The sequence below is a fragment of the Thermococcus eurythermalis genome (genome assembly GCF_000769655.1).
Classification (GTDB): Archaea; Methanobacteriota_B; Thermococci; order Thermococcales; family Thermococcaceae; genus Thermococcus; species Thermococcus eurythermalis.
Map to the genome: position 1 here is coordinate 841,617 of NZ_CP008887.1, position 25,116 is coordinate 866,732.

Genomic DNA, 25,116 nt, shown 5'->3' on the forward strand with positions numbered 1-25,116 from the left:
CTAGAAAAGCCAGCTCAACAATGAAGAGGAAAAAGAGAGGCCTTCAGACCTCCTCGAGGGTAATAGCGCCGACCGGGCAGGCCTCAGCGGCCTCCTTGGCGCACTCGAGGTCAGTGGTCTCAACTATTGGAACAGCCTTACCCTCGTCGTTCATCTCGAAGACGTCCGGGCAGAGGCTGGCACAGATAGCATCACCAATGCAGGTGTCCTGGTCGACGGTAACCTTCCACGCCATGGCAGCATCACCGGTTTTAAGTGGAGTCCGACGAATATAAACTTTTCGTCCCTAAAACCGGCGGTTCAAAACAAGAATCTGTGGAAAATGGCATGAAAGAAAGCAGAGATGGATATAAAAAGACAGAGTGGGTCAGTAAAGACCCAGCTTTTTCTTGTACTCGGGGCTTATCCTGTCCGGCGTCCACGGCGGGTCGAAGGTTAGCTCGATTTCGGCGTCCTTAACACCGGGGATTTCGAGAACCTTGTCCTCAACCGCGCGAAGAATCCACATCGTGAGCGGACAGCCTGGGGTAGTCATAGTCATCTTGACGTAAACCGTCCTGTCGGGCCTTACTTTTACCTCGTATATGAGACCCAGGTTAACGACGTCGATGCCTATCTCGGGGTCAATAACTTCCTTGAGCTTCTCAAGAACCAGCTCTTCGCTCAGCTCGACGTTCTCCTCAGCCTTTACCTCCCTCTCGCGGTTTATCGTTATCGTGCCAACCCCCTCAAGCTTTCCAAGCTCGGAGTGGAGCTTTATCAGAACGTCGTCGATGTTGGGGGTGTCCTTCGCTAGGGTGACCGTAACGTTGCCCTTTTCGTCGACCTCGATGGATTTTACGAACTTCTCGTCAACTACCTTCCTGATGACGTTTTCAACCTCTTCCTTTGTTACCATAATCACCACCTGTGTGAAGTTCAGGACGACAGATTTAAACCTTTTGGGCCAGAAGTGGGTAATCACCTGGACAGTATGTCGAATATAAGGGCCTCCGCTATTTCCGGGGTTATTGCCCTGGCCCTGAGCTCGCGGAGGACGCGCTGTATCGCAAAGCGCTTGACGCCCGGTGCCCTCCTGAACGTCTTCCATAGGAGGGGGCAGCCGAACTTGAAGTCGTACTTCCCACCAATCAGCTCGATTATCTCAGCTTTGTCAAGGGCAAGAAAGGCGGGAAAGTTCAGGACTACCAGATCGTCTTTTTTGTAGATTGAGATAAGGCCGGAGCTCAGCAGGTCGCCCGTCGCGAGAATTCTTACGCCAAGTTCCTTCACCTTCCTCTCAACGGCTTCCATAATCATTGAGTGACAGCGGCCGCATATCGGGGCGCCCTTGTTCATCTGCTCGGTTATCGCCTCAAGGTAGCCGGGGACTTCCACAAGAACCGCGCCGTGCCCCATGGCTTTCTCGATGACCTGCTCCTTCATCTGGGGGAGCTTTGCCATAATCGGAACAACCTCAAAGCCGGCCCAGCGGAGGATTTTCAGCGTGGCCGTGCTGTCCGAACCGCCGGAGAAGGCGAGGGCTATCTTAACGTCTATCGGCGAGCGGTCGAACTCCGTTCCGCAGAGGCGGTACTCTATCAGGGCCTTCATGCGGGAATAGGCTTTCTCTCCAATTTCTCCCCTAACCCGTTCAAGGGCCTCAAGGTTGTACTCAAGGCGGTAGCGCTTGACGAAGTCGTCTCCAACGGGTCTAATCATCGGAGGCGCGTAAGAGTGGTGGTTTATTAAATTTGCCACTTCTGGGAAAACCTTAAAAGAGGCCCACCCTAACCCCGTTTACGAACAAAAAATCCTTCTGGAGGGATTCATGATGAGGGAGATAGTGGAGAGGGTTAAGGAGAAGACGAGCATTCCCGTTTACGAGAGGACGATTGAGAACGTTCTGAGCGCCATCATGGCGAGCGGAGACGTCTGGCGCATCGTTGACCTCAGCGAGGAGCCGCTTCCGCTCGTGGTCGCGGTCATCACCGCCCTTCACGAGCTCGGCTACGTGGCCTTCGACGGCCCGAACGTCGTTCTCACCGAGAGCGGAAAGAGTCTGGTAGAGAAGTATGGAATCGGACCGAGGAGGGACTACACCTGCTCCCACTGCCAGGGCAAGACCGTCGAGCTCTCAGCTTTCAGCGACCTCCTTGAGGAGTTCAAGGAGATAGTCAAGGACAGGCCGCAGCCCAAGCACGACTTCGACCAGGCCTACGTCACCCCTGAGACCACCGTCGCCAGGATAGCCCTCATGCACACACGCGGCGACCTTGAGAACAAGGAGGTCTTCGTCCTGGGCGACGACGACCTCACCAGCATAGCCCTCATGCTCAGCGGCCTTCCGAAGAGGATAGCGGTCCTCGACATAGACGAGCGCCTCGTCAAGTTCATCGAGAAGACCGCCGACGAGCTCGGCTACGAGAACATCGAGATGTTCACCTTCGACCTCCGCGAGCCGCTCCCGGACTACGCGCTCCACAAGTTCGACACCTTCATCACCGACCCGCCCGAGACCGTCGAGGCCATAAGGGCCTTCGTTGGAAGGGGCATAGCGACGCTCAAAGGTCCCGGCTGCGCCGGTTACTTCGGCATAACCAGGAGAGAGAGCTCGCTCAACAAGTGGCGTGAGATTCAGAGGCTCCTCATTGACGAGTTCAACGTCGTCATAACCGACATCATCAGGAACTTCAACGAGTACGTCAACTGGGGCTACGAGGAAGAAACGCGCGCCTGGAAGCTCCTCCCGGTCAAGGTCAAGCCGTCCTACAACTGGTACAAGAGCTACATGTTCAGGATTCAGACCCTCGAGGGCTCAAAGGGATTCGAGGACAGGATTACCGTCGGGGACGAGCTCTACAACGACGAGGAAGCCTCGACCACCTGATTTTTCCTGTTCCTTTTCTCTTAAATTGGAGAAAAAATAAGCGAAATCAGCGTTTCTTCCAGACTGCCACTGCTATCAAAATCAGTACAACTGCAACGGCGACGTATGTGTAGTTTGTGCTCTTCCCATGCTCCATGGCAACTGCCTTGAATCCGCTTACCTTCTTTGCGGTTATTGAGAGCGGGTGCTGTGAAGGATATATCACGACGTAACCGTCCAGGCCGCCGACTTCCGCGCTGTCAGTTGAATTGCCGATGTACAGCGCGTCCTTCACGAGAATGAACGTCGCGTTGGCCAGCTTCACGGCGTCTCCACTCACCTCAGGCTTCGGTATCTCGGCGTAGAGCAGGTCTCTGAGGAACTGGACGCCCTTCTCGTACATCTGGCTCTCAGTAAGCCCCGCCTCCTGGAGCGCCCAGACGGCCTTCGCCGTTGAGGTAATTCCCGCCACCGAACCCTGGGTGTATGGGAACGCCCCATTCGGGTATTGCCTCTCCTTCAGGACTTCAAGGGTCTCGTTTAGCTCATTCTCCATTCCGAATTCTTTGAAGACGATAACCGCGTAAGCGAAGTAGTAGGTGGGGGTGTTGTAGTAGACGGGGTTTCCTGTTCGGGGGTCGGCAGTGGTGAGCATCCATGTAAGGTTCTCGCTGAGGTAGCGGAGCGAAAGCTCGTAGTCGTAGCTAACGTTGAGTGTCTTAAGCACCCAGACGACGTATTCGGTGTTATAGAAGTCCTTCCAGACTCCGTTTTTGCCCATTGAGAGGAGGTAACTGACTTCCCTGCTGTAGTCCTTCCCGAGAGCGGCCTTGACCCTCGCGAGCTCTGCCACCTGCCAGGGGAGCAGGTCGGAGATGTTTGAGGGCAACTTGGGGGTTAGGTTGCAGGTCAGGTAGTAATCCGCGAGGATGACCTTCTCCCATTCGGTTGTGGGCGTGATTTTCGAGATGTAGGGGCATGCTTCATGCTGGAGGCCATTGAAGCCCCGGATTTTAGAAACGCTGACCAGGTCGAGGGCGCGGTAGTGGAGCGTTCCCCAGAAGCCGAAGTGCTGTCTCCTGAGGAGTTCCTGCAGGTATTTTTCATCTCTCGTCGCGTAGAGGGCCATCGCCACCGCGACCGTTGAGTTGAACTCTCCACTGAGCGTGACTTTTTCCCCGAGATAAGCCAGGGCAAACGCCCTGTAGGCCTTTAGCTCTCCCTCAGCTTCCATCTCCTTCAGCTCTTTCTTCTTTCCTAGCGCCATGTAGCCGAATATCCCCTCAGCCTTGGTCTTGGGTTCTTTGTCCATAAGCCAGCCCTGAGCCCGCTCGATGGCTTCTTCGACCTGCTCCCTGAAGCCGGGGAGCTTTTCGTCGAGGTAGCCACCCTCCAGAAACTCCTTAAGGGCAATAAGGGAAAGGGCAGTACCAGTATAGTCCTCCCACGAGCCGTCCGGCTTCTGCTTGTAGATGAGCCAGTAGGCGGCGCTGTTCAGGGTCGCGTTGTACCTTCCCCTGGCTATCCTTTCGCCCCTCATGAGGGCCATCATCGCCATGGCGGTGTACTTGGCCTCGTGCTCCTCTCCGTACTTGTAGCCCCACGAGTCGAAGGGCGTTCTTATCGCCATCAGCCACTCGCACCCCTCAAGGACTTCGGCGTGGTTCCCGGTCTCGTAAAGGGCAATAACAGAGAAGGCAGTGTCCGGGACGGTCGGATTGTAGAGGTACGGCTCGATTTTAGCGCCCGCGAGGGGGATTGATGAGAGGGTGAGCATGAAGAGGAACACCGCTACAAGAACCCGCTTCATGCGTATCACCTCAAAAAAGAGAGAATGGGGGGTTAAAAATCAACCGTAGTAAACCTTAGCGTCGAGCTGGTAGTCGGCCCAGCCGTAGGTGTTGTAGGCATAGACGAGGAAGTACCAAGTTCCAGGGGCAGGGTTGCTGTACTCAACGTGCTCGTAGCTGTTGGAGCTCTCTGAGCGGTCGACGATGTTCTGGTTCGGGTCGTAGAGGTAGAGGTCGAGGTCGTGGTAGCTCGTGTCGAAGATGAGGTCGCCGGTTATCTTGGTGGCGCCGCTGTTGACGGTCATCGTGAAGGTGTCATAGTAGTCGTAGTAGTCGTGGACGGAGCCGGTGAAGGTCTTCTCGTCAACAGTCGGCTGGGGCTCCGGCTGTGGGGAGGGCTGGGGAGCGGGCTCGCTGTTGCCAGGCTGGCCGAGGGAGCCGTCGCTGACGACGTCGACCTGGTAGTTGGCCGAGCCGCTGTAGCTGACGACCTTAATGGTCCAGGTGCCGTCGGTTGGGTTGTAATAGCCGACCTTTTCGAAGCCGTAGTAGGCGGTGTAGGAGTAGTCAACCTGGTTGCCGTTCGGGTCGTAGAGGTAGAGGTCAATGTCGCTCTTGGCGTTGTCCCAGTAGAGGGTGGCGGTGACGAAGGAAGCGCCGCTTATGGTGAACTGGTGAGTCTGGCTGCCCTTGTCGGCTACGGAGCCGGTGAAGACAAGCTTGGCGTAGTTGTCGTAGTAGGCGGCCTTGTATGCATTGACCCTACCGGCACCGTAGGCGATGTCGGCTATCTCGTCGGGTTTGACAATGTCCGCCGTCTCGATGAGGGCCATCTTGACCTTGTCGGGAGTCCAGTCCGGGTGGGCCTGGAGGATGAGGGCAGAGATTCCAGCGACGTGCGGGGTGGCCATCGAGGTTCCGGGAGCGGCGGTGTAGTAGTCGTTTATCGGCTGTCCCATGCTGGTTCCGCTGGCGCGGGCGGCGATGATCCAGTTACCAGGAGCGACAACTTCAGGCTTGAGCCTTCCGTCGGCGGTCGGGCCCCTGCTGGAGAAGTCGGTTATAACGTCATACTTGTCAACGGCACCGACTGTTATGACCTTGCTGGCCGCGGCCGGGGAGCCGACGGTGTACTTGTCCGGCCCGCTGTTTCCGGCGGCTACACAGACGACGATTCCAGCGTCCCAGGCGGCGTTGACGGCCTGGCTGAGGGAGTCGGTGCCGTCGGAGCTCTGGCTTGAGCCGAGGGAGAGGTTGATGACCCTTATTCCGTACTTGTCCTTGTTCTTAACGGCCCAGTCAACACCGGCTATGATGTCGGAGATGCTTCCTGAACCCTCACCGCTGAGAACCTTAATGCCGACGAGCTTGGCGCCAGGGGCCATACCCTTGTACTTGCCGTTGCTCGCGGCACCGGTTCCGGCGGCTATGCTCGCGACGTGGGTTCCGTGACCGTTGTCATCGTATGGGCTTGAGCGGCCGTTCACATAGTCAACCCAACCAATGACCTTGCCCTGGAGGTCAGGGTGGGAGGCATCAATACCAGTGTCGATGATACCGATTGTTATTCCAGAGCCGTCGTAGCCGAGGTTCCACATGTTGGTCGCCATTACCTGGGCGGCGGACTCGTCGAGGCCCTCTGTGTCAACGTTGATTTTAACGGTGTAGTCCTCCTGTATGAACTTGATGCCGTTCATCTTGCTCTTGCCGAAGAAGCCGGTGTCAATCATTCCGGCTATCATGAGAACGTCCTTGACCTTCATTTTAACGGCCACAGCTGGTATAACGTCGTAGCTGTACTTGATTTCAGCGCCCAGGAACTTAAGAATGTCTATTGCCATGTCCCTGTCGGCGGGGTTGTCGAACATTATTACGGTGCTTACTTCGTCGTCCCAGTTCATGCGCTGAACCTTCTTGAAGAGGCCCGGGGTCAGGAGGCCGTAGTTCTTTTCCTGGTGGGTGTTCCTAACAGAAACAGGCTTGCTGGGAGCGGCAATAACGCTCCCGGCCATCAGGCCGACCAGCAATATTGCGAGCACCACCATGTTAAGCCTTCTCATGGTTGCACCTCCATACTGCGGTACGCCCGGGGGTACCCGGGCTTCCCGGCATTGAGGTATTTTGGATAAAAACTTTACGCAACATTATACATCTTAGTCATGTACATTGCTACGATGTACATTACATGGTTATCATTGCTCTTTATTTTGGTGGTATTGTGTGATGGGCTGTTTCCCGTCCTTGCTTTATCGTAACACATTCACTAATTTGGTAGGACTATATGCCCATGTGCTAAATATCCATTATTAGAGCGAGTATGTAACATGTTGGAAAATTTTTAGTGATTTGGGCATGGTTCAGCAGAGCTCTTTAATTTTTCGGTCTCTCTGCAGAGCGACGACCAACAATGTCGAATTGTTTTTTGGAATTACTCCAGAAGTGGGCCCCCTGAGATGTAGCATATTCAACGGCATGACACCTTCAGTTACGGAGCCGGGGAGCGAAAGAAGAGAGCAAAACTTATAAGGCCTCAGCTGGTTATCCCCTCGGGGTGGGCCGGTAGCTCAGCCTGGTTAGAGCGCGGGGCTTTTAACCCCGTGGCCGCGGGTTCGAATCCCGCCCGGCCCGCCATCAGCCCTTGCTTCGCAAGCGCTGGCGGAAGATGATGTGCCTTTTTAAGAGTGCAAGGTTTAGAGTGGGTTTTTATTAGGGTTGTTTCACTTCAGAGTGTTTCGCTCTAAGGAGGCGCCCTTTGGGCGCTGATAGGATGCTGAAACGACTTCAAGGGGTTTTATCGTAGTGTTAAACCCAGTATGAACTTGCTTTTCCATTAGTGCACGGCTGTTTTCTGTTCTTTGGTGAGAAGGACGCTCATTTCGCCAGCCTTTCTTAAAGGCTGTTGCAAAGTTTCATCAAGGTTTGTGATTCTCTTTTGAGTTGCTGTTCTTTGAGTGGATTTCTCATTGATTGCTCCTGTGGAAAGGTGAATTTCTCTAAGGGCGTCTTTTAACAAGGGGTTCAAGCTTTTAGGCGCTCCTTTGGAGCGCGGTTTAAGTAGAACTTAAGAAGAAAGTCTAAGTCATCAAGTGAATTCAGGCTTCTACCGACCAGCTTGGTTTTGAAATCATGTTACATAGGAGCTTTGAAGGGGAATCACGAGCTTTTGGTGAAGCTTTTTCCAAAAGCTTCCTGCGCAAGCGCTGGCGGAAAAGCGAGTGCCATTTTAAAATTGCTAGGCTTTTAATGTGGGTTTCTGTTTAGCCTGCTCATTTGCTAGTGTTTCACTGTAGGAAAGCGCCCTTCGGGCGCCAAAATGAATTTGAAACTGCTTGAGGGTGCTTGTTTGGAGAATAAACTCGCTTGAGAACTGCCAAAACCTATTGGTGCACAGCTGATTTTTGCTCGTTGATGAGGGGGCAATCTTTTGGTCAAGCTTTCTTAAAGCTTGTTCGCCTTCGCGAAGTTTGATCAAGGTTTGTGATTCTTTTCTGAAGTGTTCACTCTGGGAATGTTTGCACTTTCTTAGGGTTCTGGAAGTTTGGAATTCCAACGTTCAAAGACACCTGCATGAGGGTTTATCATTACTCGCGCTCCTCCGGAGCGCTTTCAAAGAGAAACCTTTTTCGAGTTATTATTGAATAAGGAATTCTCTGCAGAAAGCCCCCTTGAAAGCGCAAACACTCGCAAGAGCCCTCTACAGGAGTCACTAACTTTGATGAAACTTTGCCTAGCAAAGTTTCAGCGCTGGCGGAAAAGTGTTGTGCTTTTTTGAAGGTTTAAAACTTAGGGGGTTTTACTCGAAGTGCTCTTTTGCGAGTGTTTCACTTCCTCACGGCGTCCTTTGGACGCCAATAATGGGGTTGGAAACTGTTTGAGAGTGCTTGTTTAAAGAATAAACTCGCTTGAAGGTTTATGACTTTTTTAGCGCACGATTGACTTTCTGCCAGTTAGATGAGAGCTTTTCGCAAGAAAAATTTTGGGAAAGCCTTTTAACTTGCAGGGGTGCAAGTTACTTGTGGGGGTGCAAGTTAATGCTGTTCTCACCTTACCCGAAGACCAGGAGGGAAGAACTGTTTGATAGGGAGAACGAGCTAAAGGAGATTGAGGACGCGGTTAGGCGTGGAGAGAGGCTGATCCTCCTTCTTGGCCTCAGGAGATTGGGAAAAAGCTCACTCCTAAACGTTGCGCTGAGCGAACTTCCCAACCCGTCCATCAAAGTGGACGTGCGAAAAACGTACTCAGAGTTCTCCTCGGTCAACAGGTACGTAATCGGAAAAATGCTCCTGTCGGCGATGGGTGCGAAGAGAAAACTGCTCGAAGAGGCCAAAATTTTTCTCAAAAGGGTCAGGGGAATATCAATCTCTGGGTTTAGAGTGGAGATAACTTCAAAGGAATTCTCGATAACGGAGCTCCTTGAGGCCCTCAACGACTACGGAGAAAACGCCGGTCGGGTCGTAATAGCATTCGATGAGGCCCAGTATCTCCGCTTCGGCGGTGCGACAAGGTACGATGGGATCTTGGCCTACGCCGTTGACAATCTTGAGAACCTGACGTTCATTCTCACTGGCTCTGAGGTGGGTCTGCTCTTTGACTTTCTCAAGTTCAATGACCCCGAAGCCCCCCTCTTCGGCCGCTATCACCATGACGTGGTTCTCAACAGGTTCAGTCCAGATATGAGTGCCGAATTCTTAAGGAAAGGGTTTGAGGAAGCCAGCTTCCCAGTGACTGAAAGGGAGATAGATGATGCCGTGCGAGAGCTCGACGGAATCCCTGGCTGGTTGGCCCTCTACGGATATATAAGGGCCACAAGGAACCTCGGACACAACGAGGCAATAAACGAAGTCTTGAGGGAAGCCAAGAGCATGATCCAGACCGAACTGTCGAGACTCTTTGCGTACAGCCCAAGGTACAGGGTTATCTTGAAAGGAATAGCCCTTGGATATTCAAAGTGGAAGGATATCAAAGACTACCTCACCCTCAAGCTTGGCTACATCAACGACTCGAACTTTTCAAAGCTCCTCGAAAACCTCGTGAAGTCTGGCTACGTGGAGAAAGAAGGGGGAGAATACAAGATTCCAGACCCCGTGCTCCAGAGAATCTTTAGAGAACTTTAACTTGCAGGGGCGCAAGTTAGGTCTCTTTAGTCCCTTCACATTTCCATATGCCCCTCAATGGTTTGATAAGAATGAAGAATGTTGGGAGACTAGAATTAACCTCAGTCCACAAACGCCAGCCCGTTCCAAAGCTCTCTTATCTCGCGCGTCGCGTTGGGGTAAACCCTCTTGAAGGTCACCCTCCAGTAGCCGTTCTTCAGGTCTTCTATGTCCTCTATGTGTATCTTCACGCCGAGTCTCTCGAAGTGGGTGACCATTTTGTGTGCCGTGCTTATGTTCTTCACCCTCACCGTGAAGACCTCCTCGACCTCGCCGCCGTTGGCGACCTCGTGGATGCTCTCAACGAACGGCCGGAGGAGGGCCTTGCCGAGGGCTTTCGCGTACTCGTCGAACTCTTCCCCTTTAACGTGCTTTTCGGCCAAGTAGAACGCGAGGCGTTTAATCCTCCCCATGAAGTAGCCGTGCGGCAGGTCGAAGAATATGTGCGAGCCTATTTTGATGTCGTTGATGTTGGCGTAGGGCGTCACGTACTTCGCTACCCTTTTCATATCGGGCGTCTTCATGACGATGCCCTCTCTCCTCTCCCGGCTGAGCCTCTCTATAAGCTCGTAGAGCTCATCGATTTTCGAGCGGTCGTAGATGCCGAAGGTCTCAACGTGGGGGATTCCATACTCCTCGGCCAGTGTGAGCCTTTCATCAACTGGGAGGCTTCTCCCGGTGCCTTTCTCCTGGATATCAAAGAGGAAGAACTCAATATCTTCTTTCACGTATGGCGGCCCCTCAACGAGGTAGGGGCTCTCAGGGCCCGCCATCTCGCCCGCAAGGACGAGGTTGGGATAGTCCTTAAAGAACTCCTCGTTTATGAAGTCCAGAATCCTTTCGGTCGTAAATGGACACACAAAGCCGCCCCTTGTAAGGGCGAGAATCCTGTCCTTAACCTTGACGGCGCGGACGTTGTAGCCGTCCACCTTCTCCTCGACGTAGAAAGGCCGGCTTTTGAAGACCCTGTTTATCCCGTTCCTCAGCTGGACGATGCGTTTTATGTGGGGGAAGCCCAGAACGACATCACCGGTCTCGAAGACAACCGTCCCCCGCCGGAAGTTTCTGGCCGAGTCCCTAAAGCGGACGTATCTGATGCCCTCAAACTCGTCCTCCGTAATCCCGCCCTTGCCCTCAAGAACCGCCAGCCTGTCCTCCGGGACGCCGAGTTTGAGAAGCATCGCCCTAAAGCCCGAACTTACCATTGTCCCACCAGCATAGAGTTGGGCGGCATTGTTAATAATTATTATGATTCCTGAGAAACACTGTACATTAGGAGCATAGCAGAAGCAATTAGAAAATGTGAAAAACGGGGAGCTTCAGCGCTTCATCGTGGAGAGAACCTTGGTGGTAACGTCGTTGCCGTCCTTGTCGTAAATCCTGTAATAGGCGCTGTAGGGGAGCTTCATTTTGGCCCTGTGCATGGCGCCGAGAGCGAACTTAAGGTGCTGCTCGTTCACCCAGACGGTGAGTATCTTCTGGTCCTTCCTGACACGGGCGGCCAATCCAATCGGCTTTCCGAAGGGCCTGCGCATACCGTTTCCGTAACGGTCGGCCTTCCTTCCGGTAGCCATCGGGTTCTCACGGAGAACCTGGAACGGATAAACTCGGATCTTGAAGTGGTAGTTGCTCCTTCCGACGTTCTTCTGGAGGTACCTGTTAACCTGGATACGGATGGCCTCAAGGGCGTTCTGCCTTATCTGCATCGCCTGCTCAGCGTGAAGGCTGACCTCGTACTGGAACTCGGCGGAGAGGTTGCCCATGTCGAATATCGTTATCTTCGGTCCTGGGGCACCGCGTATGTATTCCCTCCTCGTGTAAGCGGGCTTGTCAACGTCCCTATCAATCTTCGCTGGTCTGAGTCCCATACTCTCACCTCCAAATGAGCGTAAGCTAAGCCTAAACTTAGGCGAGTTGAGTTCCTTATAAAAGTTTTGGAATGCCAACGTGGGATGATGGGTCTCGGCGCATGCTCTCCCGGTATATCCCCAGCGCCGGATAGTGAAGCCTCAGCTCGCGCTCGTCCCTGAAGACCTTGGGGAGCTGGATGACCCTCCCGGTTTTAGGCTCGACGATTTTCTGGCCTGAACTTCTTCTCGTACAGTTCCTCCACTTCCCTGTAGAGTTCCCAGAGGCTATCGTAATTATTAGGCTCTTCCCCGTGCTCAAGCCTGATTTTCTCGATGACCGGAGCATACTTCTCCAAGTACTCCCTGCTGATTTTCAAAACATCCTCAACGAACTCTTTGAGGGAAAGTTCGACGACCCCCTTGTGCTTGCCCTTGTATTCAGGACAGTCCGTGAATTTGAGAAAATCATTCTCATAGTAAATCCTTGTAAGGTCTCTTGTAGAGCAAAAGTAATACGTTCCAGCTGCCTCTGCAACAAGAGTAGTTTGGTACACAACAACTTCATTTCTCAATTCAAATCCATGTTCTTCCGCGTTTTTTCTGCCGTATTCTGTTAAGTCCCGAACGTGCGGGTGTTCTGGCTGTAGAAAGTAATAACAGGCAGTTAACAAACTCTCAAAAACCCGTAAACGTCCACGTTGGCTCCTTCAAATTCTCCTTCCCAGCAGGCTCCCAAGAGTAAGTGCTCATCTATCATAAAAATCAAAAAGAAAGGAGAGGGAGTGTTGATATATCTCTCAAGATCCACCTTAACAGTCAAGTGTTTTCCCTTCATTGTAACCCACATTCCCACCACCTCACTGCCAGCCACCCCTACCAGGAATATACGTCCCAACAGCCCAACCCTTCGTTGGGTACGCCGTCTTCAGCACGAATTCACCATTCTCGAACTTGAACTCAAACCACATTGCCTTCAAAAATTCTCAATTCTTTTTGGTGCAACTCTTTGATTTCTCGATATAATTTCCGGAGGACATCATGATTATATGGCTCCTCTCCCCGTTTCATCATGATTTGTTCTATTATACTTGCATAGTTTTTGAAATATTCCCCTGAAATCCTGAGCACATCTTCGACAAACTCCATAAGAGGCAATTCAACGGTGCCCTTTTGCTTCCCCTTGAATTCTGGACAGTCCGTTTCGTCAAGCAGTCTGTTGTAGTAATGCACCTTCACAGCATTCTTTGTTCTTTCGAGAAAAATGTAGACAGAGTCCGCTATGGATGTTGCGGAGTAAATTGGAGAGTCTTCTTCCATATGAAAGCCGTATTCCCTAACTGTATCCCTCTTCACACCCACAAGCTCCCCTGGTTTTGCCCTCATAAAGAATCTGATGCTGTCAAGCAAGTCCTGCACAATCCCGTAAGGGTCCCCAGGTGCCCCAGTCAGCTTTCCAGAACTCCATTTTTCCCAGCACATACCTACAACAACGTGACCATCCAGTAACATAACAACAGGAAACGGATACGCTCCTCCGTAAAATTTCCTTAAATCCGCTTCTACATGAAAGTGTTTGCTCGATAACTTAAGCGTGTCCATGCTATCACCCCCTCACTTACTCAATAGAAAAAATGAAATTGAAATGGGATTATCCGGCCACTATCCATTCACCACTCCATTCCCTGTATTCGAGAACTTTGTTACCTCTCGTGGGATACGCCGTTTTAAGGTAGTAGTTGGAGGAGCCCTTCTTCTTCAGGAACACTAATTCGACCTCATCGATTCCTTCCACATTTATGCCGAGCTTTTTAAGGTCGACTGTCAGTACAACCTTGCCACCACCATTGAACTTTCTCGCATAGTCAGGGTCTTTAAGCGCCCTCTTCACCACCTCATCAAGGAACTCCCTGAGCTCACGCTCATCCCTGAAGACCCTCGGCAATTGCTTCGCCTGACCGTTCACGACAATCTTCTGACCCAACGGCCAGAAGATTTATTAATGCTTAAAATCCAGCTCTGTTTTAATTTCGTGTATGAGGTTCTCTAAGTATCGCCTAAGCCGAGAAATTTCCTCTACAAACCCGTCATATTGCATGGCTTTAATCTCCATTTCTATTGGGAAGCATTTTTCAAGATACTCCTCGCTTATTTTGAGAATATCAGCGACAAAGGCCTCAAACGGTAACTCAATGGTGCCCTGAAGAGGGTTCTTTGAGGAAATGTACCTGGGAGCCTCATTTATGAAATGAAAACGCAACAATTCCCCTTTTCTTTCGAGATAATACGTGTTAAAATCAAGGTCAAGTATTGGCCCGCAGACATAACTATCAGGCAATAAATCAAAACCGTCATTCTCAGCGTTTTTCCTTTTGTTAAAACAACTTTCAGGGTACTTTAGGAGATCTCTCGTACAGAGAAGTAGATCCTGAAAGAGGGCATATAAGTCACCAAGCCATCCCTCATTGTGGTACCCACCCACTTCATGCCCAGCCACCAAAAAAAGAATGGGAAAACGACCAGGAAATGGATCTGGCTCAAAGGATTCCAAATCTATTTCAACCTCAATGAATTCTCCACGAAGTCTGCACCTCATTGAAGTCACCCCATACGTATCCATTTACCAGATTGTTTTTCTCTGTCCCACACGTACCCTAAAACTTTCCTGCCTTTTGAGGGATACGCTGTAATGATCTCGTAGGCACCCTTAGTAGCTTGGTTGTATGAGAACTGAAACTCCACCACATCTATTCCATCTATGTGCATGCCGAGTTCATTAAGGTTAACCCTTAGCTTCACAAAGCTCTGTCCCCTAAATTCTGTGTAGTACGTCTCCTTCTGAAGTGCCCTCTCCAGTACTTCATCAAGGAACTCTCTGAGCTCTTTCTCGTTCCTGAAAGCCTTAAAGAGCTGATATAGCTCCAGTAAGTCTCAGATATTTCCTTAGGGTATATTTGTAGTTACTCCACAATTCATTGCACGCATATTCTTCCGGTTTTTGACCGTGACTGGCTCTGATTTTCTCCACAATGTCCATGTACCTTGTCAGGTATGCAAATACACATTTCAGCAAATCTTCAATGAATTCCTTGAGGGGAACCTCAATTGTCCCATTGGGCAACTCATCACAGTTCCTCAGCGAGTTATGGTAGTGAATCAACAGATTATCATTTTCACGCTCAAAAACTATAGTGCTACAACAACCAAAGGAAACTAAGTAGAGTGGATTCTTATTCCCAACTGAAAAGCCGAGTTTTTGAACATATTTTCTTAATTCGCCAGCGTATAAACCCCCTTCTGAGGAGTCCGGCTCCATAATCCATGAGACCGCATAAAGAAGTTCATTGAATACATACAAAGGCTCCATTGGTATTCCCATAACCTTCTTCTCCCCGTTAGTCTCTTGGCATGCCCCTACCAAAAGATAATTGTCAAGCCAGATTGCCACAGGAAAGGGATTAAACGTTTCGCCCACATTGAACTTATTTAGGCATATCTCAAAGTGCAGGTGGGTGGTTGTAATAGAGACTTTATCGTGAATGTCCCTCAGAGTTTCGTTATTCCATTTTCGCGAGATCCACTTATAAAATTCGAGTACCACCGAGGCCTCATTGAGATGGGAATGTAGCATATTTTCTTTTGATGCATGTTCAATCAAATGTTTCTTTGCTATCCTGAGCAATTCATTAACAAATTTGTCGAATTCGAATTCAATCGTACCTTTGGACACTCGTGAGTTTTGGAATTCGGCGTAGTAGTGGATCCTCAACCTCCTGCCCGAGCGTTCAAGGAACAGATTAATTCCGGCGGGTATTTTCGCGTGATATACTGAGCTTTCTTTTTGAATTTCAAATCCAAGCTCTCTGGCTAATTCTATAGACCCCACGGGTATTTCAACGCGCTCTGACAACATTAACCAAGAAGTTCCAGTAAGCAAAACGTCAATTATCCTTAGCAGATTTTCATACTGTTGCTTCTCAACTTTTGCTCCCTTTTTACTTAGGAGAAGAATGTTAGTATCACGCAACAAGAAGGAAAAAAAAGAAATAAAGTCCTCACTAAGGCCTGCTTTATCGTGTTTGGATATGTCGTTAATGCTCCCCTTCTTCATGAGTTAATCACCCCAGCCAAATCCATTCTCCTGTCGTGCTTCTATACTGCCAGACGGCCCACCCTTTTGTTGGGTACGCTGTTTTAGCAACGTATTTCCCGTTTTCAAGCCTGAGTTCTATGACTATCTCTTCAATGCCATCAACATTGATACCGTATTTTTTCAGGTCAATTTTTAGGGGCACGTTACTTTTCCAAGCTCCCCATTTGTTAATTAGTTGCTCCCGTATTAAGTCTTCATCATTGCTTACACGTTTTAGAACTTCATCAATGAACTCTCTCAGTTCTTTTGGACTGTCAAAGACCTTCGGCAACTTTTTCTTTTGACCATTGACTATTATTTCTTGACCCATCGGCCAGAAATTAGTGACCGGTTTATTAGACATGTCTTCCATAGACACTCCAAGTACGTGTCTTAGCCATGTGTGAATAAGACCACCATCTCTTTCAGAGCCTTTCTCAAAAACAACTTCTATGCTCTTAGTAGTGCTTCCAACTCTGACTGAAAATTTCGTTTTAATTTCCTTCTCTGCAAACTTCTCAATCCCTTCCTTCACGGCTTTTACCGTTGCCCCGTGCTTGACGGCCTCCTCAATTGCCTCCGTTGAAACTCCAGCACTGACGAGGTCGTCGAGGGCCTTCGCGGCGTCATCACCGTGCCTTACAATATCGTCGAAGATTCCAAAGAACTTCTTAACGACACGCTTTGCCCTATCTATAACCCGTGCCCTCTTGAGAACGCTGTAAATTTTCTCGGACACTCCAAACTTCTTGCCGAGCTTTGAGACAAGCCTTATCCCCTTATCACTCGCGCCAGGAATAGCAACTCCAACGATGAGGAGCGTACTCTGAACTTTACACTCCATAGACCCTATGCCGTAATTCTTGCACGCATTGTACGCATCATAAGCATCCTTTAGAGTAGTCCCCACAATAACTATAGTTCCTATAATCGCCGGAACGAACTGGGGCTTTATCTCTTCCCCATTGGTGGTGTCCCGCTTGGTTCCGTAGGCCTTGGGGAGAACTGGAAACTTGAAAGCCGGTTCAAGCTTTACCCACGAGCTCATGAAAACGCCGTTTCCCGAGGTAATGCGCAGCTTGACGTAAATCGGCTCTCTAACGTTGAAGAAGACCGCAACCTTCTTGCCCCAGGGCTTCAACCGGCCAAGGCTGACGCGCTCGGTGACGCTCCTGCCGTCTTTACTTATAAGGACAGTCCCATAGCCGGAGATGCAGTTTGGTGGGACGTCCCAGGTAATGACCGCGATGTTGCCGCTTTGCTCAACCCCGCTGAGGTGAATCGGATACGCTCCGACGCTCGTCTCGAGGATTTGGGTTCCCGACCAGGGGAAAGAAAGGGCAGAGGCCCCGGGCAGTGTCAACATGAGTAGGAACACCAGAACTCCAACCCACCGGCGGTTCAACGTTACCACCTCCGGAGGGTTTCAATTAGGCTGAATAATCCAGACTTAAAAAAGTTTCGTAAACACGAAGTTGAAAACAAAAAGTAAAACCCTCAGCTCTTCAGGCGGGCCCCTTCCAGGATTAACCCAATCGAAAACGGCAGGAACGCCAAAAGAGCCAGATTGAGGGTAAGAAGCGAGTGAATCTCGCCGAGGGAATACGCCACACCGAAGAGCATCCCCCCTATGAAGGTCGAGAGGTTCTGCACCGCGTTCACACCGCCTATCGCGAGCGAGGAGCGGTGGTAGCTCGCCAGCACCTTTCTGGAAATTGGCCGGAAGCTCTGGAAGGCAAAGAGTGCCAGGAAAATCCCGAAGAAAACCGTAGGGGCAGTCTTTATTGCGGCAAGGATGGGTGAAACTGCGGCCATCATGGAAGTCAGCTTCACCATCTTGGCCTCGCTCCTCACGTCCGCCGCCCATGAGACGAAGTAGCTCAGCAGGGAAGATAGGAAGCCCGTCCAGCCGAGGAGAACCGCAGTCCTTTCCTTGCTTATCCTCAGCGCCTCCGAGACGTAGACGTAGGTTATCTCGCCCGAGGTGAAGGCCACTATAACCGCCATCAGCGAGGCAATCGTTAGAACTCTTTTCGGGTTCAGGCTCGGCCTCTCACCGTCCGGCGTTTTCTTCCTCTTCGGTGTTATTTCGTCGTAGAGGAGGTAGTAGCTGAGGAGCATTATGAGGCCGGTCAGAACGAAGAACGCCGATGCAATCCACATCTGGCCGGCGAGGCCGAGCTTAACCGTGTAGGCGTAGACGTAGTTTCCAAGGAGGGATGCGATACTCCCAAAGAAGAAGTACACTGCCGTAACCCTCGCCCTTATCTCCCCCGGCGTCGCCACCGCAATGACGAACTGGGCCATCGGCCAGCTTATCCCGTTGAGGAAGCCGTTTAGGAGCTTTATTCCAACGACCTGAAGCCAGCTTGAGGTGAGCGGGTAGAGCTGAACAGCTACAGCGTTCCCCATCATTGCAATGGCGCCGAGGTAGACGAGCTTCTTTCCCCTCTCAAGGACTAAACCGCCGAGGACTGAGGAGAATGCCCTTGCAAGGACAAACGACATCGAGACGAGGGAGACCGCGAACATGCTCGCCTTGAGCACGTCCCTCGTGTAGAAAGCTATGGCAGGAGTCGCGAGGCGGAAAGCAATCGTGCCTGTAAAGGCGGATATTATGAGGAGTATGATTCCAATGAGCCTTCTGCGTTCCATTGAACCACCTTCTGAACGCTATGCGGTCTACTTAAAAGGCTTTGTTCCCCGAAAGTCTTTCAAAAATCGAACCAACATATGCATTTAGTTTCAAATTTTTTCGAGAATTTTCGAGCGAAGGATTTATTACCTTCCACATCAACCCGCTTCGAGGTGATTGGAATGGAGCTCCACTTTGACATGCAGTACGAGGACGCTTATAGGGAAGTCTACGAGATGGTGAAGCCGAAGTACAAGCTCTTCACCGCCGGCCCCGTCGCCTGCTTCCCGGAAGTCCTCGCGATAATGAGCGTCCAGATGTTCAGCCACCGCTCGGCCGAGGCAAAGGAGGTTCACGTTGACACCCTCAACAGACTCAAGGCCTTCCTTGAGGCCGACAAAGGCGAGATAATACTCTTTCCGAGCTCCGGAACCGGCTTCATGGAGGCAGCGGTTAGAAACGCCGTCCCGCACGGTGGAAAGGTTCTCGTGACCGTTATCGGGGCCTTCGGAAAGCGCTTTGCTGAAGTCGTCGAGGCCAACGGAAGGAAGGCCGTAATCCTTGAGAAGGAGCCCGGCTATGCCATAAAGCCTGAGGAGCTCGACGACGCCCTCAGGAAGAACCCCGACGTCCACGCCGTCACGATAACCTACAACGAGACCTCAACCGGTGTGCTTAACCCGCTCCCCGAGCTGGCCAAGGTCGTGCACGAGCACGACAAGCTCCTCTTCGTTGACGCCGTTTCAGCCATGGGCGGCGCTGACATCAAGTTCGACGAGTGGGGCATTGACCTCGTCTTTGCGAGCAGTCAGAAGGCCTTCGGCGTCCCGCCGGGACTGGCAGTCGCCGCTGTGAGCGAGCGCGTCTTCGAGATAGCCGAGAAGATGCCGGAGCGCGGCTGGTACTTCGACCTTCCGCTCTACAAGAAGTTCAATGCGAAGAAGAAGGGAACGCCCTCAACGCCTCCACTTCCGCAGATATTCGGTCTCAACGTCGTCCTGAGGATTATAGAAAAGATGGGCGGCAAAGAGGCCTGGCTCGACATGTACAGGAAGAGGAGCGAAATGATACGCGAGGGCGTCAGGGAGATGGGCCTTGGAATCCTTGCGGAGCCTGGCTACGAGAGCCCAACGATTACAGCCGTCGTCGTCCCCGAGGGAATGAAGGGCGTCGACGTCTACAACGCCATGCGCGAGCGCGGCTTCGAGCTTGCCAAGGGCTACGGAAGCGTCGCCGAGAAGACCTTCAGGATTGGAAACATGGGTTACATGACCTTCGACGACATCCGCGAGATGCTCGACAACCTCAGGGAAGTCATAGAAAAGCTTAAGGCCTGATTTCTCTTTCTTTTCAACTATGCGAAGGAGAACGGTTCTGGTAGTCCTGTGGCTCATCGGAAACGTCTTCGTCTTCTGGGCGATTGCCTTAACCGCGAGCGGTTACTCCCTGGAGGGTTACCTTCCCTGGGAGAGCTCCAAGGTTTTTACTTATTCTCCGGTTCTTCACTCCAAGCCCGGTGACGAGCCGACTGAAATCCTCTACATGGTCGGGCGGAACGGCGAGCTGTACTACTACATCGTCTGGCACGACGAGCATTTTGGCAATGCCCTCTTGGACAAGCTCTACCGCGTCATGAGGGGTTTAATCTACGGCACCACAGAGGACATAGAGGTCTTCGAGATAGACCCCGAAAACGGCTCCTTCTACTTCCAGACCTACGACCACTCGCCCGTTCACGGAAAAATATTTCCGGACGGCTCGTGCCTGTGGCTCGAACGCGGGCTGACTGTTCCCAACTGCACCGTCAACGGAACCCATGTGAAGCTCTACGTGGTCACGTGGAACCACATGCTCTCACTCCTCCCAGAGAACGGCACGGTTCGGGTTTCGCCAGAGATGAGGCACATGACCCCCGAGGACTACGTGGCCCTCGGTATGGTGAAGAGGACGAAGTACAGCATCGCGGGCATAACCTTCGGCTCGCTAACGGCTTCCCTCGTCGTTACGGTTCTCCTGAATCTCATACTCTTCGCCCTCTGGAAGAGAAAGCTTCTCCTGAGGGGAGGAAGAAGAAACGTGAGAAACCGATGGTAGCTAAACTATCGGTTCGAGCTCCCCGTTCTTAATCCTGTAAATCCTGTTTATCTTCTTCATTCCGGTTCTCCAGTCCCTGCTCAGCTCGACGAGGATATCAAAGCGGTCGAAGGTCTTCTCGTCTATTCCAAGCCAGTGCATGACTTCAGCCTTCAGGTCATTGGTCATCACAAGGGAAGTGATGATAAAGGCGTAGTCGTCTATCAACCTGTCCAGAATTCTCGGGACGCTGACCGTGTGGAGGGTGTCTATCACCACGTAGTCCGGGTGGAGCCTTCTGAGCTCCTTGATAACCTCGTTGGTTCTCTCCTCCGTCGAGCGCTGGTCAAAGGCCGTATCAATGACCTCGATGTTAGGCTTGAAGGGCTTGAACTCGCCGTAGGCAGTTACGACCGCTATCCTCCAGTCGTCGGGGACGTAGTGGAGCAGTGCCTCGACCAGCTTCGTCTTTCCGCTCCTGCTCGTTCCGACTACGAGGATGTCCTTCTTTCCGAGAATCTTTTCCTTCAGGAGCTCCATCTGCTCGGGCCTTGCCGAGCCGTACCGTATCAAGTCCTCGGGCTTAAAGATGTAGACGCCCATTCGGTTCACCATTAGGTAGTTCTCGCCGGGGGTTATAACGGTATCTTTTGCTGGGTCTCAAAGTCGTTTAAGTCCCAGGCAAACCAACCCTCCTTTTTCAGCTCCTCTTTCCCTTCCAGACTCTTAGCTATAAACCCGTAGTTTTTCTCCCAGCCTTCAAGCCCCACCAACTCTGCTTTCCGCTCCAAGTCCTTCAAAACTCTCTGCGCTTCCCGCTCGCTTAAGTCCTTCCACTTCACCTCGACGAAGAGCGCCTTCTTCTCCCTCTCGTTCAAAGCGACTAAATCAATCTCCTCACCCCTGCGCCACCACCTGCCGATTTTCGTGAACTTAAACGGCAACTGTCCAACCTGGTTCAGCTCGATGAGGAACTGCTTGGCAATATTCTCAAAGACCCACCCGAGGTAGCGGTTGAAGTTCCTTTCAAAGTGCTCCAGCGCCTCATCCGGCATTCCAATCTCTATCCCTTCCCTGAACGGATAAACGAACGTGTAGTAGAAGGCGAAGTAGTTGTCCCGTATGAAATACCGCGAGTTTCTTGCCCGTTTTTTCGGCTTTTCCGTAACGGAGGCTTCCCTGCCGACTATTCCTAGGTTTATGAGTATGCTGAGGTAGCGTGTCAGCTTTGACCCGTCGAGTCCTGTAATGTTCCTCAGCTCGTTGAACGAGCGGTGGCCGTAGCTTATGGCCTCAAGAATCGTGTTGTAGGTGCTTAAATCGCGGAGCTCGTAGCGGAGCAGGTATTCTGCTTCGTCATAGAGGACGCCCCTTCCGAAGAACTCCTCCCGCGCGTTCTCCTCGGGCGAGAGTGACGGGTCGAGGCGGAGCAGGTACTCCGGGATTCCATCCACCATGCCGTAGACCTTGACGAGGTCTTCGAGGCTGTAATTCGGAAAAAACTCGCCGATGTGACGGAACTTCAGGGGTTCGACCCTGAGCGAGAGGGTTCTCCTCCCATAGATTGGACTGCCGTAGGAAACGAGCTCTTCCATCATCGAGACGCTCGAACCGCAGAGGACGATGCTCCCGCTTCCCCGGAAGTCAAGGTGCTCCTGAAGGACGCCGAGGATTCTGGGGTGATTTTTGGCCAAAATCTGGAATTCGTCAAAGATGACCACGACGTCTTCAGGCAGTCTCTCGAAGAATTCATCGAACGAGTGTACTGGATGCCTCAGCAGTGATTCATCACTTGTGAGCGAGAAGAGCTTCGCGTTGAGCGTTCTCAGGGTCTCGCTAACTTCTTCCTCCTTGCAGAGGTGGTAGAGGGTTCTGAACCCCCTGGAAGCCTCAACGAGGAGTCTCGTCTTCCCAACCCTTCTCCTACCGTAGACGATAATCAGTGCGCCCTTTTTGAAGGCCCTCCTCAGGGTCGTTAATTCTTCCTTCCTGTCAACGAACTTTTGCGTAATCATGATTATATAATCGCTATTATACCACTTAAAGGTTTTCGCTCCACGCGCTGTTTTCCATGTCCTACTTTTTTCAGGATGTTAAAATTCTCTAAAAATTTGGTCCAATTTTCAAAGAATCTCAAAAATTCATGTTAAAATTTGACTTCCGTTCAAAATTTTCTGCACAAATGCAATAAACCCGAAGGCACTCTGACGAAAATTGGGTGATTGATATGAACGCTCTCCAAATCGTAAGCAGGAAAATTGACCCGATTGCAGAGGTTCAGACGAGGGCCATAACTTATCTCACAGGCGAGCTGTCGAGGAAAGGCTTCCGCTGGTTGCTACCGGTGATGCTCAGCTCGATAACCGACCCGCTCTGGCCCGAGCCTTCCTCCGAGGAGGCCCTGAGACCGCCGGAGGTCGAGGTCTACGGGGAAAAGCTCAGGCTGATGCATAGCATGATACTCCACAAGCAGATGGCCGTCGCGATGGGGATAGATAAGCTCTTCGTCCTCTCGCCCAACATACGGCTCGAGGGCAGGGAATCAGACGACGGAAGGCACGCCTACGAGTTCACCCAGCTCGACTTCGAAATTGCCCGCGCGAGCATGGACGACGTTATGAGTCTGATAGAGGAGCTCATCGTCGGCCTCTTCCGCGAGCTCAGACCTGTCGTCTGGGAGTCCTTCGAGAGGGAGCTTCCAAAGCCGAGGAGGCCATTCAAACGCTTCACCCTTGAGGAAATCCGCGAGGAGTTCGGGAGCGAGGAGGAGGCGAGCAGAGAAATGGGAGAGCCCTTCTGGATAACTGGAATCCCGAGGGAGTTCTACGACAGGGAAGTTGACGGAATCTGGAGAAACTGCGACCTCTATTTGCCTGAAGGTTACGGCGAGGTCTCGAGCGGTGGCGAGCGGGAGTGGGAGTACGAGAAGATACTGGCGAAAATACGCGCCTCTGGCCTGAGCGAAGAGGCCTTCAGACCGTACCTTGAGGTAGCCAAGGCCGGTCTCCTTAGGCCCAGCGCTGGCGCGGGAATCGGCGTCGAAAGGCTAATCCGCTACATCGTCGGAGCGAAGCACATAGCCGAAGTCCAGCCCTTCCCAAGGATTCCGGGTGTTCCTGCGGTTATTTAACCTCCGTTATTTCTTTAACGGCACCTATTAGTTCTGTGGCAGTTTTTTTGTCCTCCCTGCTGTTGTGCAGTCTTGTGCGGGTTCTTGGTAGAAATCGGTAGAAAAGGTTTTATTCTCCTCATTACAGCCCTGAATAGGGGGTTGTGATGAAAGCAGAAGTTTCAGAACTCCTTGAGTTAGTAAAGCATGGAGAAATGGTAATAGTTGAACACGAGACGTCTTACGTTTCGGAGTTTTTACTCAAGCTCCTTGCGGACTACACACGGGAAAGCGGGGTTCCCTTCGTGATTGAGGATTATTTTGATAGTCTTTACACATTGCTTGTTCACAGTGATATCCTCGGTCTTGATGTTGATATCGGCCACTCTTACGTCCTGAAGGTTGGGGGCAGACATAAGGTGGGGGGCACCGTCAGGCAGGTGGAGTTCCACCCGGACCCGAGGGTTTTCCTCAGAAACTACGATGGGGCGTCTCCCCAGTTGGGGGGGATAGATGGCCCGGCTTTGCACCTGGTTCTTGGTTTTGAAAACGTCCTTTACTTCGTGCGGGACGTCCGGGACTTCTACCGTCTGCTCCTCGGTATCCAGCGCTACGTGGGCAATAACCAGAGAAAGACATTGTATCTTCTTCCATCAGGGTTCTTCGCAAACCTGCCCCGCTACATTCTCCCCGAGCTACGGAGGATAGCCACTGGACTCTGGGCCGCTGAAACTCTCCCCATGGGTCTTTCCGTGTCGATTCGGAAGAGCTCTGACCTGACTTTAACTGGCATGAAGTTTGAGGTAGAGCTTGGGGGTGACCTCAGTGAAAGACGCTAAACTTGCCGTTGCAACGGCAAAGGACATCGAGAGGATCCTCGACGAAGTCAGGTTCGGGGGCTTCACGCTGGTCAAGAACTACTCAATGGTGGGTGCTGAGCTCATGCTCTACGCTCTCCTCAACTACACCTACGGGCACAGTTTGCCGGTCATTGTGGAGGACATATTCGATGCTTTTGTCGGCTACGTGAGGCACTTTGATGTCATGGGGCTTGCCCCTCCGATGGACCACGTTGGGGTTCTGAAGGTTGGCGGTATTGATGAGGTTGGGAACGTCTTTGGTAAGCTCCAGTTTGAGGCAGACCCCTTGCTTTATATCAAGAAAAAGGAGAGGGCAGTAAAAGAGGCGATAGGGGACGACCCCCACGTGTACATTATCACGGGATTTGAGAGACTTCTTGGGTTCCAGCGTGATATCAAGAGCGTCTATGCCATTGCCAGCCACATGCGCGAGGAGCTGGGGAACGAGAAGAGGCTGGTAATCAGCATAGTCGAGGGGCACGTTATTGAGGGCTTTCCCATGAACCCGCTTCCCCTGCTTGAAGGTGTTGCCACTTCGGTCATCGAACTCCACGACCGTGAAGACTTAGTCTGTCTTGACCTCAAAAAGTCCGTATTTAACATCCTCGGGGGGACGAACAAACTATTTATAAGGCCCGCAGACGTTGTTGGCTGGTGCTGACCTCCTCC

General features: G+C 51.7%; 25 protein-coding genes and 1 tRNA gene. 8 read left to right on the plus strand and 18 right to left on the minus strand.

Annotated features, from left to right (window positions below; genetic code table 11):
- Window positions 1-43 precede the first annotated feature (43 nt).
- The 3 genes from TEU_RS04465 to TEU_RS04475 all read right to left on the minus strand — a co-directional run bounded on the left by TEU_RS04465 (window position 44) and on the right by TEU_RS04475 (window position 1,701).
- Window positions 44-235 carry a ferredoxin gene (locus TEU_RS04465; RefSeq protein WP_050002641.1) on the minus strand — a complete coding sequence of 64 codons (192 nt, stop codon included), beginning with the start codon at window positions 233-235 and terminating at the stop codon, window positions 44-46.
- Window positions 236-367: 132 nt separating this feature from the next.
- The gene (locus TEU_RS04470) at window positions 368-898 is read right to left on the minus strand and encodes a metal-sulfur cluster assembly factor (protein WP_050002642.1); all 531 of its coding nucleotides are present in this window, start codon (window positions 896-898) and stop codon (window positions 368-370) included.
- 62 nt (window positions 899-960) lie between these two features.
- Complete coding sequence (locus TEU_RS04475) at window positions 961-1,701, minus strand: ATPase (RefSeq protein WP_050003935.1); 741 nt, start codon at window positions 1,699-1,701, stop codon at window positions 961-963.
- Between the two features lie 112 nt (window positions 1,702-1,813).
- Here TEU_RS04475 and bpsA point away from each other — a divergent pair, with 112 nt between their 5' ends.
- A complete protein-coding gene (gene bpsA / locus TEU_RS04480) occupies window positions 1,814-2,869 on the plus strand; it encodes a N(4)-bis(aminopropyl)spermidine synthase (RefSeq protein ID WP_050003936.1) in 1,056 nt (351 codons plus the stop codon).
- 46 nt (window positions 2,870-2,915) lie between these two features.
- Here bpsA and TEU_RS04485 read toward each other — a convergent pair whose 3' ends face one another.
- Together TEU_RS04485 and TEU_RS04490 are read right to left on the minus strand one after the other, a co-directional pair.
- Window positions 2,916-4,658, minus strand: coding sequence for a prenyltransferase/squalene oxidase repeat-containing protein (locus tag TEU_RS04485; RefSeq protein ID WP_050002643.1), 1,743 nt, complete (start codon window positions 4,656-4,658; stop codon window positions 2,916-2,918).
- A 39-nt stretch (window positions 4,659-4,697) separates the two neighbouring features.
- Window positions 4,698-6,698, minus strand: a complete 2,001-nt coding sequence (locus TEU_RS04490) for a S8 family serine peptidase (RefSeq protein ID WP_050002644.1) — start codon at window positions 6,696-6,698, stop codon at window positions 4,698-4,700.
- Window positions 6,699-7,191: 493 nt separating this feature from the next.
- On the opposite strand from TEU_RS04490, the gene TEU_RS04495 reads away from it, so the two are divergent.
- Together TEU_RS04495 and TEU_RS04505 are read left to right on the plus strand one after the other, a co-directional pair.
- Window positions 7,192-7,269: transfer RNA gene (locus tag TEU_RS04495), tRNA-Lys, on the plus strand.
- Between the two features lie 1,400 nt (window positions 7,270-8,669).
- A complete protein-coding gene (locus TEU_RS04505; RefSeq protein WP_050002646.1) occupies window positions 8,670-9,752 on the plus strand; it encodes an AAA family ATPase in 1,083 nt (360 codons plus the stop codon).
- Window positions 9,753-9,853: 101 nt separating this feature from the next.
- On the opposite strand, the gene TEU_RS04510 is transcribed toward TEU_RS04505, so the two are convergent.
- The 11 genes from TEU_RS04510 to TEU_RS04555 all read right to left on the minus strand — a co-directional run bounded on the left by TEU_RS04510 (window position 9,854) and on the right by TEU_RS04555 (window position 18,425).
- Window positions 9,854-10,996 (minus strand): RNA ligase, encoded by a 1,143-nt coding sequence (locus tag TEU_RS04510; protein WP_050002647.1) that lies wholly within the window; start codon window positions 10,994-10,996, stop codon window positions 9,854-9,856.
- 114 nt (window positions 10,997-11,110) lie between these two features.
- Entirely contained in the window at window positions 11,111-11,659 is a 549-nt protein-coding gene (locus TEU_RS04515) for a 50S ribosomal protein L16 (protein WP_050002648.1), read from the minus strand.
- A 194-nt stretch (window positions 11,660-11,853) separates the two neighbouring features.
- On the minus strand, window positions 11,854-12,213 hold the full coding sequence (locus TEU_RS11860; protein WP_227738767.1) for a hypothetical protein: 360 nt from the start codon (window positions 12,211-12,213) through the stop codon (window positions 11,854-11,856).
- Between the two features lie 92 nt (window positions 12,214-12,305).
- The gene (locus TEU_RS11865) at window positions 12,306-12,494 is read right to left on the minus strand and encodes a hypothetical protein (protein ID WP_227738768.1); all 189 of its coding nucleotides are present in this window, start codon (window positions 12,492-12,494) and stop codon (window positions 12,306-12,308) included.
- Window positions 12,495-12,598: 104 nt separating this feature from the next.
- Window positions 12,599-13,240, minus strand: a complete 642-nt coding sequence (locus tag TEU_RS04525; RefSeq protein WP_050002649.1) for a hypothetical protein — start codon at window positions 13,238-13,240, stop codon at window positions 12,599-12,601.
- A 49-nt stretch (window positions 13,241-13,289) separates the two neighbouring features.
- A complete protein-coding gene (locus tag TEU_RS04530; RefSeq protein WP_050002650.1) occupies window positions 13,290-13,622 on the minus strand; it encodes a hypothetical protein in 333 nt (110 codons plus the stop codon).
- Between the two features lie 15 nt (window positions 13,623-13,637).
- Window positions 13,638-14,234 (minus strand): hypothetical protein, encoded by a 597-nt coding sequence (locus TEU_RS04535; protein WP_227738769.1) that lies wholly within the window; start codon window positions 14,232-14,234, stop codon window positions 13,638-13,640.
- A 5-nt stretch (window positions 14,235-14,239) separates the two neighbouring features.
- Complete coding sequence (locus tag TEU_RS11870) at window positions 14,240-14,437, minus strand: hypothetical protein (RefSeq protein ID WP_227738770.1); 198 nt, start codon at window positions 14,435-14,437, stop codon at window positions 14,240-14,242.
- Window positions 14,438-14,540: 103 nt separating this feature from the next.
- A complete protein-coding gene (locus TEU_RS04545) occupies window positions 14,541-15,749 on the minus strand; it encodes a hypothetical protein (RefSeq protein WP_050002653.1) in 1,209 nt (402 codons plus the stop codon).
- Between the two features lie 7 nt (window positions 15,750-15,756).
- Window positions 15,757-17,175, minus strand: coding sequence for a hypothetical protein (locus TEU_RS04550; protein WP_050002654.1), 1,419 nt, complete (start codon window positions 17,173-17,175; stop codon window positions 15,757-15,759).
- Window positions 17,176-17,267: 92 nt separating this feature from the next.
- Complete coding sequence (locus TEU_RS04555) at window positions 17,268-18,425, minus strand: MFS transporter (RefSeq protein WP_050002655.1); 1,158 nt, start codon at window positions 18,423-18,425, stop codon at window positions 17,268-17,270.
- Window positions 18,426-18,587: 162 nt separating this feature from the next.
- On the opposite strand from TEU_RS04555, the gene TEU_RS04560 reads away from it, so the two are divergent.
- Both TEU_RS04560 and TEU_RS04565 read left to right on the plus strand, forming a co-directional pair.
- Window positions 18,588-19,742: a pyridoxal-phosphate-dependent aminotransferase family protein gene (locus tag TEU_RS04560; RefSeq protein WP_050002656.1), complete on the plus strand. Its 1,155-nt coding sequence runs from the start codon at window positions 18,588-18,590 to the stop codon at window positions 19,740-19,742.
- Between the two features lie 19 nt (window positions 19,743-19,761).
- Window positions 19,762-20,499, plus strand: coding sequence for a hypothetical protein (locus tag TEU_RS04565; RefSeq protein WP_050002657.1), 738 nt, complete (start codon window positions 19,762-19,764; stop codon window positions 20,497-20,499).
- Here TEU_RS04565 and TEU_RS04570 read toward each other — a convergent pair whose 3' ends face one another.
- Together TEU_RS04570 and TEU_RS04575 are read right to left on the minus strand one after the other, a co-directional pair.
- Entirely contained in the window at window positions 20,500-21,081 is a 582-nt protein-coding gene (locus tag TEU_RS04570; protein ID WP_050002658.1) for a P-loop NTPase family protein, read from the minus strand.
- Between the two features lie 32 nt (window positions 21,082-21,113).
- Window positions 21,114-22,493 carry an ATP-binding protein gene (locus tag TEU_RS04575; RefSeq protein WP_050002659.1) on the minus strand — a complete coding sequence of 460 codons (1,380 nt, stop codon included), beginning with the start codon at window positions 22,491-22,493 and terminating at the stop codon, window positions 21,114-21,116.
- Between the two features lie 212 nt (window positions 22,494-22,705).
- On the opposite strand from TEU_RS04575, the gene TEU_RS04580 reads away from it, so the two are divergent.
- The 3 genes from TEU_RS04580 to TEU_RS04590 all read left to right on the plus strand — a co-directional run bounded on the left by TEU_RS04580 (window position 22,706) and on the right by TEU_RS04590 (window position 25,108).
- Window positions 22,706-23,608, plus strand: coding sequence for an asparagine synthetase A (locus TEU_RS04580; protein WP_050002660.1), 903 nt, complete (start codon window positions 22,706-22,708; stop codon window positions 23,606-23,608).
- Between the two features lie 146 nt (window positions 23,609-23,754).
- On the plus strand, window positions 23,755-24,426 hold the full coding sequence (locus TEU_RS04585) for a DUF257 family protein (protein ID WP_050002661.1): 672 nt from the start codon (window positions 23,755-23,757) through the stop codon (window positions 24,424-24,426).
- Window positions 24,413-25,108 carry a DUF257 family protein gene (locus tag TEU_RS04590; protein ID WP_050002662.1) on the plus strand — a complete coding sequence of 232 codons (696 nt, stop codon included), beginning with the start codon at window positions 24,413-24,415 and terminating at the stop codon, window positions 25,106-25,108. Before TEU_RS04585 ends, TEU_RS04590 begins: the two co-directional genes overlap by 14 nt.
- Window positions 25,109-25,116 lie beyond the last annotated feature (8 nt).

Coding starts and splice junctions, on each gene's coding strand:
- TEU_RS04465 (WP_050002641.1), bottom strand. CDS start 235: ATGGCGTGGAAGGTTACCGTCGACCAGGACACCTGCATTGGTGATGCT.
- TEU_RS04470 (WP_050002642.1), bottom strand. CDS start 898: ATGGTAACAAAGGAAGAGGTTGAAAACGTCATCAGGAAGGTAGTTGAC.
- TEU_RS04475 (WP_050003935.1), bottom strand. CDS start 1,701: ATGATTAGACCCGTTGGAGACGACTTCGTCAAGCGCTACCGCCTTGAG.
- bpsA (WP_050003936.1), top strand. CDS start 1,814: ATGAGGGAGATAGTGGAGAGGGTTAAGGAGAAGACGAGCATTCCCGTT.
- TEU_RS04485 (WP_050002643.1), bottom strand. CDS start 4,658: ATGAAGCGGGTTCTTGTAGCGGTGTTCCTCTTCATGCTCACCCTCTCA.
- TEU_RS04490 (WP_050002644.1), bottom strand. CDS start 6,698: ATGAGAAGGCTTAACATGGTGGTGCTCGCAATATTGCTGGTCGGCCTG.
- TEU_RS04505 (WP_050002646.1), top strand. CDS start 8,670: ATGCTGTTCTCACCTTACCCGAAGACCAGGAGGGAAGAACTGTTTGAT.
- TEU_RS04510 (WP_050002647.1), bottom strand. CDS start 10,996: ATGGTAAGTTCGGGCTTTAGGGCGATGCTTCTCAAACTCGGCGTCCCG.
- TEU_RS04515 (WP_050002648.1), bottom strand. CDS start 11,659: ATGGGACTCAGACCAGCGAAGATTGATAGGGACGTTGACAAGCCCGCT.
- TEU_RS04525 (WP_050002649.1), bottom strand. CDS start 13,240: ATGGACACGCTTAAGTTATCGAGCAAACACTTTCATGTAGAAGCGGAT.
- TEU_RS04535 (WP_227738769.1), bottom strand. CDS start 14,234: ATGAGGTGCAGACTTCGTGGAGAATTCATTGAGGTTGAAATAGATTTG.
- TEU_RS04545 (WP_050002653.1), bottom strand. CDS start 15,749: ATGAAGAAGGGGAGCATTAACGACATATCCAAACACGATAAAGCAGGC.
- TEU_RS04555 (WP_050002655.1), bottom strand. CDS start 18,425: ATGGAACGCAGAAGGCTCATTGGAATCATACTCCTCATAATATCCGCC.
- TEU_RS04560 (WP_050002656.1), top strand. CDS start 18,588: ATGGAGCTCCACTTTGACATGCAGTACGAGGACGCTTATAGGGAAGTC.
- TEU_RS04565 (WP_050002657.1), top strand. CDS start 19,762: ATGCGAAGGAGAACGGTTCTGGTAGTCCTGTGGCTCATCGGAAACGTC.
- TEU_RS04570 (WP_050002658.1), bottom strand. CDS start 21,081: ATGGGCGTCTACATCTTTAAGCCCGAGGACTTGATACGGTACGGCTCG.
- TEU_RS04575 (WP_050002659.1), bottom strand. CDS start 22,493: ATGATTACGCAAAAGTTCGTTGACAGGAAGGAAGAATTAACGACCCTG.
- TEU_RS04580 (WP_050002660.1), top strand. CDS start 22,706: ATGAACGCTCTCCAAATCGTAAGCAGGAAAATTGACCCGATTGCAGAG.
- TEU_RS04585 (WP_050002661.1), top strand. CDS start 23,755: ATGAAAGCAGAAGTTTCAGAACTCCTTGAGTTAGTAAAGCATGGAGAA.